We start from the raw sequence: 15,468 nt of genomic DNA, 5'->3' as shown, positions 1-15,468 counted from the left end.
TCCGAACGACGGTCTCGCACCAACGCACTGTCGCTCCTGCTTTATTCCTGCACCATAGCCGGGAGGAGCGCCAGTGAATCCAATCATGCGTCACATACGACGACTGAGCGCATTTGTCTTCGACAAGGGCTCCAGACCCCTCGCCCTCTATCGGCAGGGAATCAAGGCTCTCCGGAATGGTGACCAGAAACAAACCATTGAGACATTTCGTGCCATTCTGGATGTCTGGCCGGAATTCCGACCGGCTCGCAACAGCTTGCTCCGGGCCCTTTTTGCAGAAGGAGTCATGGATGACGCCCTATCCTTGTCGCGTAAGGTGCTATCCACGCACCCTGAAGATAAACAGGCCCTGATGACACTTGGGCATGTCGCCAGTCAACTTGGCGACCACGAACAGGCTGCATCATGGTTTCTGCAGGCAACAGAGGGCCATCCGTTTTTCTCCCACGCCCGCACGGCTCTCGCATCCGAGCTATTTGCTCTTAAAAGAAATGATGAAGCTGAGGCCTTGTGCAAGGATGTTATCGGGTGGGACGCCAAGAACTATCAGGCTCTCATGACGCTTGGCTTAATCGCCCGCAGCAAGAACATCCACCGGCAAGCCCTTGAATGGCTGCGCAGAGCCAGAAAGGCTCATCCAGACAGTCTGGAAGTCCGTGTAGAAATAGCCACGTCACTCATGGACCTGAAGCGCTATGCCGGATCGGCAACCGTGTGTCGCGCGATCCTGCAAGAAGACGCCAACAATGTGCGCGCTCACGCCATACTCGCCATGATCCCGAGCAGAAAAGGCAATCACGTACTGGCGCTCAAGCGTTTCAGCAAGCTCCGGCGCACTCTACCCGCTGCCTTTGAGGCGCATATAGAAGACTATGATGAATGCAAGATGGCGCTGAGCGAAGAGATCCTCCAGAAAGTCACAGAAGCGCTTGAGCAGGGGAATGAGAAGCTCGAAGAGCGTCTGGATGCAATCTGTACCACCTATGCCCACACGGCCAGCCGCTCCATTGGAGGAAGGGACATCGGGAATGTGTTGTCATTCGTTGAAACACTAAAAGATGGGACCAACCGGCAAGATCGCAAGATCTGGTCGAGCGAAAGCAAACTGTTCGTCGCAGAAACCCCTAACGCCGAAAATGTGATCCTTACGTTCCGGACAGGTATGGAGCTTCCTGTTCTTGATGCATTGCTGGCCCAGTATCCCTGCTCGCACATCCATGTCCCCGCTCAGGAAGGATTGAACTGGGGACTTTCGGGAATCAATGGCTTTTCCAATTCCTTTGACGAGTCCATTGCCTTGTTACGCCCTATCATCGATCAGCTCGGCGCAAAGCGACTCATAGTGGTGGGTTTTTCCGGCTATGGCCTGACTGCCATTCAATATGGCATTGCTCTTGAAGCAGATATTGTTGTTGGCTTCAGCGCGATCACCAATTTTGAAGTACCCACCGTTGCCAAGCTCTATACGGGTCGCAGACCGACTGCACTTGCCCACAGATTGGCCAAGACGATCGATCCGTCCCTTCTGGACGCCAAACAGGCACTCGCCAGGGCACAGAAACCGCCTGACGTGAAGCTCTTCTACGGAGCTGATAAAGAGAGAGATTTACAGTTCGCTCAACTTCTGGCCAAGCTGGATTGTGTAACCCTTGAAGCATTGCCGGGCTGTCGCGTCCACCACAGCGTGTTGCACCTGATGCAAAAAGGCAAACTGCAGACAACGCTCGAGCGAGCAATGAAGATACACCCCAGCCCATCAAGCCACTGGGGCGCGGCTCAGAGCAGCGGCACATAGAAAGGGCTTGTAATCATTTGGCTTAAGAAAACAGAAAACCCCGCCAGTAAGCGGGGTTTTCTGTTTCCGAAACTCTTGGCGCCCTAACGATCGGATGAACCACTGCGTTAAAGCGCTGAAAGCCTTTTATCAACGAAAGCGTTTTATCTCTGGCGGCTGAGATTCAATATAGCCAACGGGGCATTCATCCACGTCAGATGTTTGCACACGGAAAAGCTTGCAATCGTTATAGCTCGCATTCTCTTCGCATTGCTGACGTTGATTTTTGCTGAATACAAGCTCAAATCCACGGTTGATTCTCAAAGGATAGCTAACAAGAAGAGATCCACGATCAATGACCATTTGTTTCATGGTTTGACAGCTATATTGGGGGCTCCATACGCGTTCAGCAGCGAAAGCGGCTTGCGTGCTGAATAAGAACGCAGAGGTCAGAAGGAGTTTGCTGATTTGTTTCATTATACCTTCCTCTATTGGGTGCCAAAATTTGGCTTTAACTTACCATCTCATATCACCTGACTTAGTCATATTCACTAAGAGATCCCTGATTTACCCCTTAAAAAATGTTCACATTCAAGCTCAATTAAGGTATCCGAGCCCAATCCCATAAATCGAATGCCTCCGGTGAGAACCTGCATAGTGCTGTCCGGAGAACGAACAACATGAAAATCCGACACATCTAACAATGTGTTCTTTTCATTATATTTTCGGGGAGTTTTAAAGCTTACAGGTGGTACAGTCGGGTGGATTTGAACCACCGGCCTTCGGAGCCACAATCCGACGCTCTAACCAACTGAGCTACGACTGCATGGGTTCCCTGTAGTGCGCTGTTTTTTAGGGAAGCTTGGCGCAAAATGCAAGAGCAGATGTAGAGACTTCCCACAGCTTGTCAAAAAAACGTCATCAGAAGCCGTTTCACGCCCTTTTCACGCCTTTATGCGACCGTTGCTTGTGGATTCCTGTTTGAAAAGGCTCTGCATGACGGTTCAGCCAGCCCCGTTTCAGCTTCTTGGCGTGAGTCTCTTGCCCCAGCCCCCATGGTTCAGAGCCTAGACAGCCTCCTAAAACTCCGGGCTCTATTCATCAGGTAATCGGCCGTAAAGCTTTCAGAGGGGCGTCCCATTCTGACACAAGGCCCGCAAACCGGGATTTGGGCCAAAGTGGAGACTTAGCCCTTCCGATTCCCTCGAAAATGCGGGTGATTTTGTGCCCATGATCGGTCTTGCAAAATGCAACAGTCCTCTCAAAATTCAGTGATCAGAAACTCACCAAAGCACATGGTCTGAGCCAGCCCGCAAAAGCACCGACACTCATTAGCATGGCACCTATTTCACGTTTCGCGCCTCTGCCTCGAATATTTTGCAATGCACAGTTTTCCTCCCCCTCTTGGCAGCGAGTGCTCCCTGAGGGCATCAGAGCCTATTCGCTCTTGTTCTGCGGTGTCGCACCTACAGACATTCTGGTTGCCATCTCTGCCATGGCGCTTGCCACTTCGCCAAAACGCATCATCTGGGATTGCATATATTTGGTCTGTAACATCATGGCTTCCTGAACAGATGTTGCCCGCGCCAGGTCTGTGGCCAGCTCGAATGAGGCCTTCATGCCCTCATCAGCCGCGGAAAATGCCTTTTTGTTGGCGTCAACCAGTGCACTATTAATGGCTCTTGCCGGTTTCTCAAATCGCTCGGCAGTGTCACTTGCAGCATCCCGAAAGCTCTCGTAGGCCTGAAAGGAGTGTTCAATGCCCCGTTCTGTCAGGGTACGGAATTCTTCGGGGATCTCAAAGAAGCCAGAGGCTGAGCTCATGGGTCTGTCTCCTGATTTGGGGGATTGGAACAAATATTGTGCACCGCAACATATCAACAAACTCTTCGCAACGCAACATCAGCTTATAGCCCTCTATTTAGCATGAATTGTCCTGAGAAAGTTATCTCGGCATCCCAGAAATCCGCCTCCGTAGGCCGCCAAATCGGACATTTTTATTTGTAGAAACAACTATGCAGGAACGGGGCGATTGATTTATAATTCGTTAACGGGTCCAGCTTGGGTAGATTAACCATGCTACCTCTTTGACGGGTCGAAATGTCTCGAATTATTGGACCTCGTGGGACGAAAAATGTAATAACACTTTATTAACAAAAGCGGTTCTTCAAACCGGGTTTGAAATCCGATACACCCATAAAGCAAGATATTTGAGACCCCATGCCCTCATTCCAACCTGCCTCTTTGGCGAGCCCCTATCTGACGCTGTCGGCCCATCCGACCATCGGCGCCGTATTGCTGGATTCCCGCCCGGCCTGGGTATGGAATGATGAGGGGAACCGCATTCTGTGGGCCAACGCAGCCGGATTGGCCTTCTTTGGCGAAACAAGCATGGACTCCTTGCTGGAGCGCAGTTTTGGCGATGTCCATCCGGCACGCCGTCATTTGGCGCGCCTAGCCCGCAATGCGCGTCCGGATTCGCCAACACTGGATACCTTGCGATTCTTTCTCGGGCTCTCTTTTGTGACGCTTTCGTGCCTATGCAAGAAAATCAAGGTTGAGGGCGAGACGGTGCTTCTGGTGCTCTCTTCAGAGCCTTTGGACGCCATCGAAGCGCCTGATCAGACGCCGGACTGGCCAGAAAATGCCGACCCGAAGACATCCCTGCTTTCCGCCCTTTCCTGCGATGGAACCTTGCACTCAGCGCTATTGGATGATCATGGAAAGGTGATCGCCGCCTCCGATGGGTTTGTGCCCTTTGGCAACAATGCTGTTGCACTCGACAAGTTGCTCGCAAAGCTGGCTGATGATGCGCGCTATGCCGAGGGGTCTTTGCCCTTTTTCGATAGCCAGACCAGCGCAGCCGTGGCCCGTATTTCAGATGAGCCTGATATCGGCTATCTTCTCCTCGTGCACAATCCTGCCATCGCAGTCGATAATGCGCCCACTGGGTCGGACAATCCGTTTGCCGAACTGGAAGACGACAATCAGGACGAGATCGAGAGAGCTCTGGCTGAAGAAGAGGCTGACATTTTTGAAGATCCTTTTGGCATCAACGAATTGTCAGAGTTGGAAGAGCGCCTCATCAAGGGACCGGACCGACTCAAGGATCGGGACTTGCAGCCCTTCCTTACCGACGAAGGCCGACCCTACTCTTCCTTGCCTTTCACAGACCCTGTCACCGGGCGGGAGCTGTCCAGAGAAGACCTGATAAAGGACGGCAAGGATCGGCCCACTTCGGAAGCATCCATCACGGTTCTTGATTCGCATCTTCGCCAAAAGCAGCAGGCCAAAGACGATAATGTCTATCGCCTACAATTTCCGCAGCGGGGCAACGGATCATCAGATCAGTCCGCGTTGAATGGCATGTCCGATGATTTTCATGCCAAAGGCGCTTACCATTTCGTTTGGGAGAGCGATGAAACAGGCCGCTTCAAGTTTGTCTCGGAAGAATTGGCAAACGGTGTCGGCCCTAGAAACGCCGATATTGGCGGTTTGACTTGGAGTGACGTAGCCGCCCGCTTCGAAATGGATGAAGACGGGGCTGTCGCAAGTGGCTTTGACTCCCGCGATACATGGGCGAGCCTTGATGTCTGGTGGCCGGTTGCGGACAAACCCTACCGCATCGCAGTGGAACTGACCGGGCTTCCTATTTATGGCCACCTGCATGGTTTTCAGGGCTTTCGGGGATTCGGGCTGTGCAAGCCGGATGAGCGACAGGATATGCCCGGCTCACTAGCCCATCAGGGTGCACTTGACGCAGACCAGACTAAGCCAGAAGACCAGACGCAAGACACAGAGCAAGAGCGGAGCGAAAGCCACGGGCTTCAGCTTCAGATTGCACAAATTGAAGAGCTAATATCTGCAGACCTACTCAAAGCGGCGCAAAATGCCGTAGCATCCACGACAGAACTGATTTCGCCAGAAACCGCAGGGGACAGGGGACAGTCTCCTCAGGACACTGACGAAACGAGCGGGGTAATCGCCGTGTGTGACGATAGCAAGAAGGGAACGGAAGACCAGAGCTACGAAAATAACAATAACAACCAGAGCGAGCCTGAGAACCCATCTGTTGAGGCATCTCAACCGAATGAAGACACAGAAACCATTGCGCATAAACAGACTTTCGAGCTTGTGGGCTCGCTGCTCAGCGGCAATCCGGACGGAGTGAAGGAAACGACGCAGGATGCATCCATCAAGGAAGAAACTGCGCGTGAAGCCAAACTGAGTGCAGGCGAGGAGCATGCCTTTCAGGAGATCGCCGAGGCCTTGTCTGACGAAAGCTTCGAAAGCCGTTTGCCTGCGGAAGATCTCGATGACGATTACGAGGAATTTGAAGCCTTCGGTGAAGAAGAGCTGGAGGACGAAGAAGAGAGCGATGCGCTTAAAGCCGCACCACAAGCCTCCATTTTCCCAACCGACGAGATCGTGCAGCAGATCGCCAGCGAGGTAGAAAAAGCTGACCGCGAAGCTGCGCCAAGCAAGCCTGTCGAAACCTCTGACGCGGCCGAGGACAAACCTGCGCGTCCGACCATCACGCGACGGCCTCTTGCTGCTCTCATCAAGAAGCGCCTAAAGAATGAAGAAGAACCTGCTCTGCCATGGCGTTCATCAGAAGGCTCACTGGGTGACTTGCTGGCTGCGCGAGAACGCAAGGATGATGCTCACAAGTCAGCCACCAGCAAAGCTTTGCTTGATATTTTCTCTATCGATCCAAAGCTGAAATCCTTGCATGAGCAGGCCGGTCTTGCGCAGCAGCCCTCTCAAGGGGATACTTTGGCCGAGCCTCTCAAGGAAGCCGACGTGACGAGTGACGGCGAAGCATTCGCCTCAGAGCAGGACGCAAGCCTTGAGCAGTCTAAGCCAGAGGATAGTCTCACACCAGATGCTGCCAAGCAGTTGGACGCTTCGCAGGAGGATATATCGCAAGCCTGGGTAGAAGATGGTTCTCAGGATGTTGACAATGCTCTGCAGGATGACCCTTTCGAGGAGCCTGTGGTATCGTCGAGCCACTTTGTCATTTCTGCGTCTGGCGATGACGAGGATAGCCTGCCCGAGCCCCCTGCTCTTCCGTCTCTGGGAAATGACATCCCTGAAGACGGAGAGACTCCATCCGAGAGTTCTGCTGATTTGACAGCGGCAACCGTTGCCGGCGTGGCTGCCCTCAGCATTGGAACCCTCTGGGACAAGGGGGATAAATCTTCCCCGCTCATCGATATGCTGAACAAGTTGCCCACGGCAATCATTGTGTCTGCGCAGGGAACAGTTCTGTTTGCGTCGAAAACCGCGCTCACGCTTCTTGGTTATGAAAGCCCTGAAGCCTTGCAGGCGATGGGGGGCATGGAAGGGCTCTTTTCAGGTCGTCCCGGAGATTGGCTGACCAAGACCAATGGCCGCACAACCTTGCGCACCGAAGATGGCAGCCCGATTTCCGTTGAGGCCAATATCTCGTCCATCAATTGGGGCGAGCAGCCCGCTGCCATGCTCTGCTTTGAAGAGACACCGGCAACACCGCCTTCTGTTGGTGTCTCTGAGGAAGACGAGAAGATTGCCGAACTGGAAGCCATTCTGGATACGGCAACAGACGGAGTTCTGGTGCTGGACCGCGATGGCTGCATCCTGCGGATGAACCATTCCGCCGAGGCGCTGTTTGAAGTGGATCGTCACAAGGTGGCCGGTGAGCGCTTCGTCTCGCTGCTGGCCGACGAGAGCCACAAAGATGCCCTCGCCTATCTGGAACGGCTACGCAACAGCGGCCTTGCCAGCCTGCTCAATGGCGGACAGGAAGTCATCGGGCAATTGCGCTCGGGCGGTCTCATCCCGCTGGTCATGACCATGGGGCGGGTCTCCATTCCCGGAACGAACCGTTTCTGCGCCGTGCTGCGTGATGTCACCGACTGGAAGCGCACGCAGGAAGAGCTTCTGACCCAGAAGCTGCGCGCAGAAGATGCCAGCAAGAAGAAGTCGGAGTTTCTGGCCAAGGTCAGCCACGAGATTCGCACCCCGCTCAACGCAATTATCGGGTTTTCCGAAGTGATGATGGAAGAGCGGTTCGGCTCTATTGGACAGGAGCGCTACAAGGACTATCTCAAGGATATCAAGCTTTCAGGCACGCATATCATGAGCTTGCTGAATGATCTGCTGGACCTCTCCAAGGTCGAGGCCGGTAAGATGGATCTGCAGTTTGAGGCAGTCGGGCTCAATGGCCTTGTCGCCGAATGCGTCGGCATCATGCAGCCACAGGCCAATCGTAGCCAGATCATTATTCGCACATCCACGGCATCCAGACTGCCCGATGTGGTGGCTGATTGCCGCTCGCTGCGCCAGATCATTCTCAATGTGCTTTCCAATGCGGTGAAGTTCAACCATGCCGGAGGTCAGGTCATTGTTTCCACGACAGAGCAGGAAAATGGCGACGTGGTGCTGCGCATCCGCGACACGGGCATCGGAATGAGCAAAGAGGAAATGAAACGGGCGCTCGAACCGTTCCGGCAGATTTCTTCGACAACCCGCACTGCCGCTGAAGGCACAGGTCTTGGCTTGCCGCTAACCAAGGCACTGACCGAAGCAAACCGGGCCCGTTTGAGCATCTCAAGCGAGAGTGATCATGGCACGTTGGTGGAAATCACTTTCCCTGAAGAGCGTGTGGTGGAGCCAGAGCCGGAAAATCCAGTGGAAGCGGAACCAGCCAGTTAGGCAAGCCCGCCCCGGTTTGCTCGTCCTGCTCCTTGTCCACGAAGAGGCTGGGCTACTCCCAAACCTGCAACAGGCGCTTGCAGGCTTCCGTCAGATCTGCGCGATCGCGCGGGGCTGTAACGCATATGCGGACACCGTCTGACAACATGCGTCCGGCACAAAAGGTGGATGCTGGCACCAGATCCACCCCGGCAGCTCGCGCCAGCGAAGCGAGCTGTTCACCGGTTTTGTTGCTATAGGGGCTTCCTTCTGCTGTTGAAATCCAGAGATGCGGCGCTGCGGGGTCTCGCCCCAGTGCGGGCAGGTTAAGGCGTCGACGGACGAGTGACTGGCGGGCACGCGCTTCCTGCCGTTGCCAATCCATATGCTGCTGCACAGCGCCACTTTCGATCCAGTCGCACGCAAGTTCAAGCATGACCGGCGCAGTCATCCAGCTTGTCACATGCACCAGTTCGTCGGCGGCGAAATTGAGATTGAGCGCCTTGGATCTAGCCTCATCAAAGGTCACGACGATATAGCCAAAGCGCAGCCCCGGCGCGACGAGTTTGGAGAGGCCACCGACCAGTATCGACCGCCCGGCCAGCTGAAGGCTGAGCGGGGGCTGGTTGGAAAAACCGCCATAGACATCCTCTTCAATCACCAGCAGATCAAGCTTTTCGGCCATTTCGACAATATCGGCGCGGCGCTTGCGATCCATGGTGGCCCCGGTCGGGTTTTGCAGGATCGGGCTGACCACGAGTGTCTTGGCACCACTGGCCCTGGAGGCCCTGTCCAGATCTTCGGGCAAGATGCCATGTTTGTCCATGGCCACGGGAACCAGCCGCAACCCCATTTGCTTGGCGGCAACCTTCATGCCCGGAAAGGTCAATTCCTCAACCAGCACCGGCAGATCGGGTTTGGCGATCATCTGCAAGGCAGCAAACAGCGCCGCCTGCGCTCCGGCACAAGGAAAGATGTTGCTCTGACGCGGATGGAACCCGCGCGCCCTGCACAATGTGACCACAGCATCCCGACAGCGCGCAATCAGGCTCGGCGCGTGATATTCCATGACCTCGGCCAGATCCTCTCGCTCCAGCATCGCGGAAAAGAGGCTGCGAACATCCTCATTGGAAAAGGCATGCGCGGGCTTGATGGTGGACAAGTCGATGGCATTTTCCGCATGGGGTCGATCAATGGCGTAAAGCTGGGTGGCCGTATTGACGGGTAGAACATAGGTTCCGCGCCCCACTTCCCCGGCGATGAGACGCAGACGCGTGGCCTCCTTGAAGGCTTCCGTCACCGTGGAGAGATTGACCTGAAGAGCCCATGCAAGATCACGTTGAGTGGGCAACCGAGCCCCCACAGGCAAGGCTCCGCTGCGGATATCCGTCTGCATGGCATCTACGATGGCACGGTAGAGCGGACCGGTATATCCGGTCAGATCCGGACACCAACTTACCTTTTTGTCTTTCATTTTACCCTTCCGCACCGTCTTGCAAAAAGACCAGCCATTCCACCCTCGCCCTCTTTATGGATCAAACAGCGAAAAAACGGGCTCAAAAAATTGTATGGAAGGCAATAATCTTGCATCCCATACAATATAAGATTTGAACCATACAATATCCTTTGCCATGATTTTTCACAACAGAATTTTACGCAATCAGCAAACCCGCCTTCTCCCGCCCGTTCCATAGCCCCCTCTGGAAACCGGTTTGAAGGAGGGCGTCTTGGAGCCCGGTGCCCAGACCGCCAAAACCAGATGACTGCTGATCCATTTTTGATAACCGAAGGATACCTGCAATGCTTAGCTGTCTCGATTTTGAAAAAGCCGAAGAACTCATTTACAAGGTTCTCGCCCCGACCCCCTGTTACAACTGGCCCCTCTTGGCCGACGAGCTTGGCGTTGACGTCTGGATGAAGCATGAGAACCACACGCCGACTGGCGCTTTCAAGGTGCGCGGTGGTCTGGTCTATGCCAATCGCTATAAAAAGCGCTTTCCCGGTGGCGCAGGCCTCATTTCTGCTACGCGCGGCAACCATGGCCAGAGCCTTGCCTTTGCCGCACGCATTGAAGGGCTGAAGGCCACCATCATCGTTCCCAAGGGCAATTCGCCTGAGAAAAACGCCGCCATGCGCGCATTCGGGGCGACTGTTATTGAAGCGGGTGAGGATTTTGACGAAGCTGTTGCCAAGGCAAAAGCAATGGCCGCAGAAGAAGACCTCCACATGGTTCCCTCCTACCATGAAGATCTTGTTGCAGGCGTTGGCACCTATTCCTATGAAATGCTGCAGCAGAATCCGGATCTGGATACGGTCTATGTGCCAATCGGCAAGGGCTCTGGTATTTGTGGCATGATCGAAGCGCGCAATGCCTTGAACCTCAAGACCAAGATTGTTGGCGTTGTTACAGCCCGCGTCGATGGCTATGCCAAGTCCTTTGAGTCAGGCATTCTGACACCCGCCGACCGCAGCGATACCTTTGCTGATGGCCTCGCCGTGCGCGTACCTGATCCAGACTCTCTGGATATCATCATGAAGAATGCAGAGCGCATCGTGCGGGTTGAAGAAGACACCGTTGCCGACGCAATCCGGCTCATTTACCGCGCAACGCACAATATTGCCGAAGGCGCCGGTGCTGCTGCGCTGGCCGCGCTGATGAGCGAAAAAGACAAGATGGCCGGAAAGAAGGTCGGTGTGGTCCTTAGCGGCCAGAATATCGATACCGACTGGATGGCTTCCATCCTTGCCGGACAGACTCCGACGGTTTGACGCCAACTGTTTGGCCTGACCATCTGAATAGAAGATCTTCAAAGAATTTCACAAGCCTCAAAGACCAAGGGCCGACGATGATGCATCGCCGGCCTTTTCATGTCTCACCCCTGAAGCCAGACAGAGCGTTAGAAGAACAACTCGGGCTCACTCAACATCAGATGCTGGATGAGAAGGATGGTCTTGGCGTCCCTGAGATTGCCTTGCAGTACCGCTTCGCCCAGCTCGTCCAGCGCGATTTCCTCAACGATGATATCCTCTCCCTCTTCGGCCAGCCCGCCGCCTTCGCTGACGCGATCCGTGAGGCTGTAGGAAGCCAGATAGGCATAGAGGCGTTCGGTCAGCGTGCCCGGCGAAATATAGAAACTGGACACTTTCTGAAGATCGGAAATGCGAAAGCCCAGCTCTTCCTCGGCTTCGCGCAACGTCGCCTGTTCGGGCTCTTCGCCTGGATCGATCAGACCGGCAGCAACCTCGAGGATCATGGGATCCTTTTCTTTGTTATAGAGCGCACCGGCGCGCAGCTGGCGCACTAACAGGGCGACACGGCGCTCGCGATCGACGGGCAACACGCAAATCGCCTCACCATGGTCATGAATTTCCCGCGTGAGCGTTACCTTTTCGCCATCGCTCTTGGTGAAGGAGAGCGTACAGGTGGAAAGCTTGATGAAACCATCATATTGGAGTTCGCAGTTGGTGAGCTCAGCGTCCGTCTTGTCACGCCGAGGAAGGAAGCGATCCGACATTTCATGTGCCTTTATTGAATTTGGGTTGCTCTGCCAGCTTTTGTGTGGGCAGTGATTGTTTGGGCGGTTGTTCTCTGACAGCCCTGGTATGGACAGACTGGCAGCTTTCAGCGGGGACCAAACAGCAAGGTGCGGGCTTCAAAGGCGCTGGCCTGAGGACGACCAAGACTCATGCCCAACTGTCCGAACAAGGCAACCTGCTGCTGTTGGCTGCTATAGGGTTCTCCATCCACTGTGTGGACATTATATGCCCAACCCGGAGCAATCTGTCCACCCATGGCTATGGCAGCGGCCAGAGACACCGCCTCTTGAGAGCCGTATGCAGCCACCGACCAGCGGACGGTCTCCAGCAAGTGAAGCTTGTCCAGCCCGGCAAGATATTGGCGCAAGCCATGCACATTGCTGGTCGGCTCCTCGCCATCTTCGCCCAGAATGAACAAAAGAGCCCGCTGGCTTTCCGGGATAACGCCATATTGGCGAAATGCATAATACCAATCGACATCGGTCGGATCTGTCATGGAGAACTGGACGCCGATCCCCAATTCTTCACACACATCAAGCAGATCCCTTGCGCTGTCCTCATCATTTTCGTCGCCATCACGCGGAAAAAGCTGGCTGAAAGGCAAGAGGCAGGCGTCAGGCTTCACATCGCTCAAAAGGCGCGCGCAGCTCTCCACTGCACCAATGTCACTCAAATCCAACTCCAACTGAACAAGGGCGCTCTCCTCCAGAGTTTCTCGCAGCGCTGCGACTGTCTCTTTACAAACGGCCTTGTCCAGAGATGCCAGTCCACGCTCATCGCGTGGCGCACAGGAAAAAAGGGCTGCACCGGACGCGCGTGCCTCAAGGGCAGAAGCCTTCAGTTCAGCCAATTTAACAGGCAGGAAAAGATGGTCGCGCTTTGTCCGTTTCGGACCATTGGCAGACATCGCGATAATCAGGGGTTTCGGTATTCCGAGCATTAAGGGGTGTTCCAGCAATCAACGAAGAAACATGTCTTCAAACCATTATTAAATATCAGAAGCTTAACACCAGAATGCAGCAAATGAGAAACCATTTTTAACTATTAACAAGCGAAGGCTTGCACCCCAACTCTTCTGCTGCTTAAAAGAGGAACGCTGCTGTTTTTGCCAAACCGGGCCATCTTATGTAATAAGAAGCCAGAGACCCACTCGGCGAGCCCGGATATCCTGATCCGGCCCTGCCTCGCCTGCCCATGATGCCGAATGATGAGAGCCACCATGACACTGGATGACCTTCGCCAAGAGATTTGGGAGTCCTATGCAGACCTCTCTCCCCAGATGAAGGTTGCAGCCTCCTATATTTTGGAAAATCCGGCCGACGTTGCCTTCAAGTCGGTGCGCCAGTTGGCAAAGGCTGCCGATGTCCATCCCTCGACGGTGGTGCGTCTGGCACAGGTGGTCGGCTTCTCCACCTTCGAGCCTTTCCGCGCCGTGTTCCAGCAGGGTGTGCAAGCGCGTGACGTGCGCTTTGAAGACCGTGCTGCTGCGCTTCAGAAAGACGGCCGCTGGGACGGAGAGTCTGACATCTTCTTTGAAATCGGCAAAGCGACTCTTGGCAACCTGACCAGCCTGTTCCAGCCAGACACGCAAAAGGCTGTGCAACGCATCGCCAAGGCCATTCTGGATGCCAACCGTGTTTATGTGTCCGGCTATCGCTCATCCTTCGCCTTTGCCCATTATCTTGCTTATGCAGGGCAGATCGCCATGCCCAAGATCCAGCTTCTGGAAAGCCCTGACGGCTCGCATTTTGATGTTCTGGGACAGGCGAACGAAAAGGATCTCATCATCCTCTTCACCTTTGCCCCTTATGCATCCGAGGGTGGGCGCTTGCTGACGGTCGCCAAGAAACGCGGCTGTAAGATCGTTGCCATAACCGACACCATGTCCTCTCCTGCAGTGCCCTTCGCCAATATGGGGCTGTTTGTTCCCATGACGGGGCCGCAGTTGCTGCCCTCGCTGGTGCCTGCAGCATCGGCTTGCGAGCTTATTCTGGCCGAATGCACCCGCCTTGGAGGGTCTGTGGTGGTGGACAATCTGCGCCGTTTCCGCGATCAGGTGCACGCGGTGGAAGGCTATCTCAGTCCACTGGAGACTGCTGAAGATATCGAAGACGACGCACTTTTTGACACCTGAGGGTGCGCAGGGCTAGTCCCTTTCGGCAAACAATATTTTCTTAACCAAACAGGAAAAAGACTGGGGTTAGAGGGTGGACTCCATCCGCCTTCCGGAACCCGATTAACCGCTTGTTGCCCGCCTGTCTCTTAGTCTGAAGGGATAGAAGCAAAAGTCAGGCGCCGACATGATGAACAAGATACCCTCGCAGGATGAACAGACGTCCTCTCCCCACCGTGAAGCTCCCCTGATGGCAGGGCAGACACATGTCTCCACCGATGCGATTCGAGAGACCAGCCGGTCAACCCGAATGGAGACCAGCAACAGCGAGACGGCGCGCACAATGTTGCAGCGCCATTTCAAGGATGCTCATATTCATTACGGCGTCGGTTGGTCCAGTGCGTTCTATACGGCCCTGCTCTCTTGCCATGTTGCGCCAGGTGACGAAGTCATTCTTCCTGCATTGGCTCCGGCGGGCATCATTCACGCCATTCTGCTTGCCAAGGCCAGCCCCGTTCTGGTTGATGTGCGTGCGGGTTCCTATCTCATTGACCATGATGCGGTGATGGAGGCAATAACCGAGCGGACACGCTGTGTCGTCCTGTGCCATCTCTATGGACAAGTTGCCTCCCATCAGGCCTTGCACGAGCAATTGAGAGCCCGCTCCATTGCCTTGATCGAAGATGGATCAGACGCCTTTCTTTCTCTTGGGCAAAGCAACAGCCCGGCATCCCACTGCGATCTGTTGGTTGCCTGCCTGCCAGGCTGGCGCGATGTCGAGGGAGAGCTTCCGGCTTTCATTGCCACACGCAATCAGGATCATCATGCACGCCTATCCTACTGGACTGCACAGCATGACATCGCTGAACGGCTGTTCCAGACCGTCTCACCAGAAGCCGAAGAGGCCCCTTATGTCGATCTGGTGGGGCAGCTCACAGACGATCAGGATCAGTATTTTCAAAATTGCATTAGTTATAGCCTCAACACACGATCTGCGATCGAAAAGCAGGTGGCAAATTATGATGTTGCCCTCATCCAGATGGGGCTTCAGATACTCACCACTTCTGAAGAATGTGTTCGAATATTGCAGAGTTATCCGATATGTCTGGAGCCGTTCCAAAAAACATCCTTATTCGATAGTCTCTATAATGAGGGGTTCCAGATATGCCAGAGTTACCGCCACCTTGGTCAGTTGAAATTCTTTTTTTCACAAGAATCAGTTGGTAATTTCCCGAATGCAGCGAGCTGGAGCGACGGTGCAATCAGTTTACCCACAGGCAACCACTTGTCTGGTCGCGAGCAAAAACAAATGATCGCCACAATTGAGCGTTTTATGATCGCTGCAACAGGACCAGCCTAAAAGTGCTAA

10 protein-coding genes and 1 tRNA gene are annotated in these 15,468 nt (G+C 54.4%); 5 read left to right on the top strand and 6 right to left on the bottom strand.

Annotation, left to right across the window (positions count from 1 at the left end; genetic code table 11):
• Window positions 1-85: 85 nt before the first annotated feature.
• Window positions 86-1,795 (top strand): tetratricopeptide repeat protein, encoded by a 1,710-nt coding sequence (locus tag BM258_RS06370; protein ID WP_090070164.1) that lies wholly within the window; start codon window positions 86-88, stop codon window positions 1,793-1,795.
• Window positions 1,796-1,924: 129 nt separating this feature from the next.
• Here the strand turns inward: BM258_RS06370 and BM258_RS06365 are convergent, their stop codons facing one another.
• The 3 genes from BM258_RS06365 to BM258_RS06355 all read right to left on the bottom strand — a co-directional run bounded on the left by BM258_RS06365 (window position 1,925) and on the right by BM258_RS06355 (window position 3,598).
• A complete protein-coding gene (locus tag BM258_RS06365) occupies window positions 1,925-2,251 on the bottom strand; it encodes a hypothetical protein (protein WP_090070162.1) in 327 nt (108 codons plus the stop codon).
• 272 nt (window positions 2,252-2,523) lie between these two features.
• Window positions 2,524-2,600 (bottom strand) — tRNA-His (locus tag BM258_RS06360).
• A 611-nt stretch (window positions 2,601-3,211) separates the two neighbouring features.
• A complete protein-coding gene (locus tag BM258_RS06355) occupies window positions 3,212-3,598 on the bottom strand; it encodes a phasin family protein (RefSeq protein WP_090070160.1) in 387 nt (128 codons plus the stop codon).
• Window positions 3,599-3,994: 396 nt separating this feature from the next.
• On the opposite strand from BM258_RS06355, the gene BM258_RS06350 reads away from it, so the two are divergent.
• Window positions 3,995-8,470, top strand: coding sequence for an ATP-binding protein (locus BM258_RS06350; RefSeq protein ID WP_090070157.1), 4,476 nt, complete (start codon window positions 3,995-3,997; stop codon window positions 8,468-8,470).
• 52 nt (window positions 8,471-8,522) lie between these two features.
• On the opposite strand, the gene BM258_RS06345 is transcribed toward BM258_RS06350, so the two are convergent.
• Window positions 8,523-9,923 (bottom strand): aminotransferase-like domain-containing protein, encoded by a 1,401-nt coding sequence (locus tag BM258_RS06345; protein ID WP_090070155.1) that lies wholly within the window; start codon window positions 9,921-9,923, stop codon window positions 8,523-8,525.
• 326 nt (window positions 9,924-10,249) lie between these two features.
• On the opposite strand from BM258_RS06345, the gene BM258_RS06340 reads away from it, so the two are divergent.
• Window positions 10,250-11,218, top strand: coding sequence for a threonine dehydratase (locus BM258_RS06340; protein ID WP_090070152.1), 969 nt, complete (start codon window positions 10,250-10,252; stop codon window positions 11,216-11,218).
• A gap of 128 nt (window positions 11,219-11,346) precedes the next feature.
• Here the strand turns inward: BM258_RS06340 and BM258_RS06335 are convergent, their stop codons facing one another.
• Both BM258_RS06335 and BM258_RS06330 read right to left on the bottom strand, forming a co-directional pair.
• Entirely contained in the window at window positions 11,347-11,964 is a 618-nt protein-coding gene (locus BM258_RS06335) for an NUDIX domain-containing protein (RefSeq protein ID WP_090070150.1), read from the bottom strand.
• Between the two features lie 107 nt (window positions 11,965-12,071).
• Window positions 12,072-12,926, bottom strand: coding sequence for a 3-keto-5-aminohexanoate cleavage protein (locus BM258_RS06330; protein WP_090070147.1), 855 nt, complete (start codon window positions 12,924-12,926; stop codon window positions 12,072-12,074).
• Window positions 12,927-13,205: 279 nt separating this feature from the next.
• Between BM258_RS06330 and BM258_RS06325 the strand changes: the two genes are divergently transcribed.
• Window positions 13,206-14,120, top strand: a complete 915-nt coding sequence (locus tag BM258_RS06325) for a MurR/RpiR family transcriptional regulator (RefSeq protein WP_175527949.1) — start codon at window positions 13,206-13,208, stop codon at window positions 14,118-14,120.
• 166 nt (window positions 14,121-14,286) lie between these two features.
• Complete coding sequence (locus BM258_RS06320; RefSeq protein WP_090070142.1) at window positions 14,287-15,459, top strand: DegT/DnrJ/EryC1/StrS family aminotransferase; 1,173 nt, start codon at window positions 14,287-14,289, stop codon at window positions 15,457-15,459.
• Window positions 15,460-15,468 lie beyond the last annotated feature (9 nt).

This window comes from Cohaesibacter marisflavi (assembly GCF_900115225.1).
GTDB lineage: Bacteria > Pseudomonadota > Alphaproteobacteria > Rhizobiales > Cohaesibacteraceae > Cohaesibacter > Cohaesibacter marisflavi.
This window is presented reverse-complemented; position numbering and strand designations above follow the sequence as displayed.

What these genes read in the sequence shown, in the direction of transcription:
- BM258_RS06370 (WP_090070164.1), top strand. Translation starts at nt 86, where the DNA reads ATGCGTCACATACGACGACTGAGCGCATTTGTCTTCGACAAGGGCTCC.
- BM258_RS06365 (WP_090070162.1), bottom strand. Translation starts at nt 2,251, where the DNA reads ATGAAACAAATCAGCAAACTCCTTCTGACCTCTGCGTTCTTATTCAGC.
- BM258_RS06355 (WP_090070160.1), bottom strand. Translation starts at nt 3,598, where the DNA reads ATGAGCTCAGCCTCTGGCTTCTTTGAGATCCCCGAAGAATTCCGTACC.
- BM258_RS06350 (WP_090070157.1), top strand. Translation starts at nt 3,995, where the DNA reads ATGCCCTCATTCCAACCTGCCTCTTTGGCGAGCCCCTATCTGACGCTG.
- BM258_RS06345 (WP_090070155.1), bottom strand. Translation starts at nt 9,923, where the DNA reads ATGAAAGACAAAAAGGTAAGTTGGTGTCCGGATCTGACCGGATATACC.
- BM258_RS06340 (WP_090070152.1), top strand. Translation starts at nt 10,250, where the DNA reads ATGCTTAGCTGTCTCGATTTTGAAAAAGCCGAAGAACTCATTTACAAG.
- BM258_RS06335 (WP_090070150.1), bottom strand. Translation starts at nt 11,964, where the DNA reads ATGTCGGATCGCTTCCTTCCTCGGCGTGACAAGACGGACGCTGAGCTC.
- BM258_RS06330 (WP_090070147.1), bottom strand. Translation starts at nt 12,926, where the DNA reads ATGCTCGGAATACCGAAACCCCTGATTATCGCGATGTCTGCCAATGGT.
- BM258_RS06325 (WP_175527949.1), top strand. Translation starts at nt 13,206, where the DNA reads ATGACACTGGATGACCTTCGCCAAGAGATTTGGGAGTCCTATGCAGAC.
- BM258_RS06320 (WP_090070142.1), top strand. Translation starts at nt 14,287, where the DNA reads ATGATGAACAAGATACCCTCGCAGGATGAACAGACGTCCTCTCCCCAC.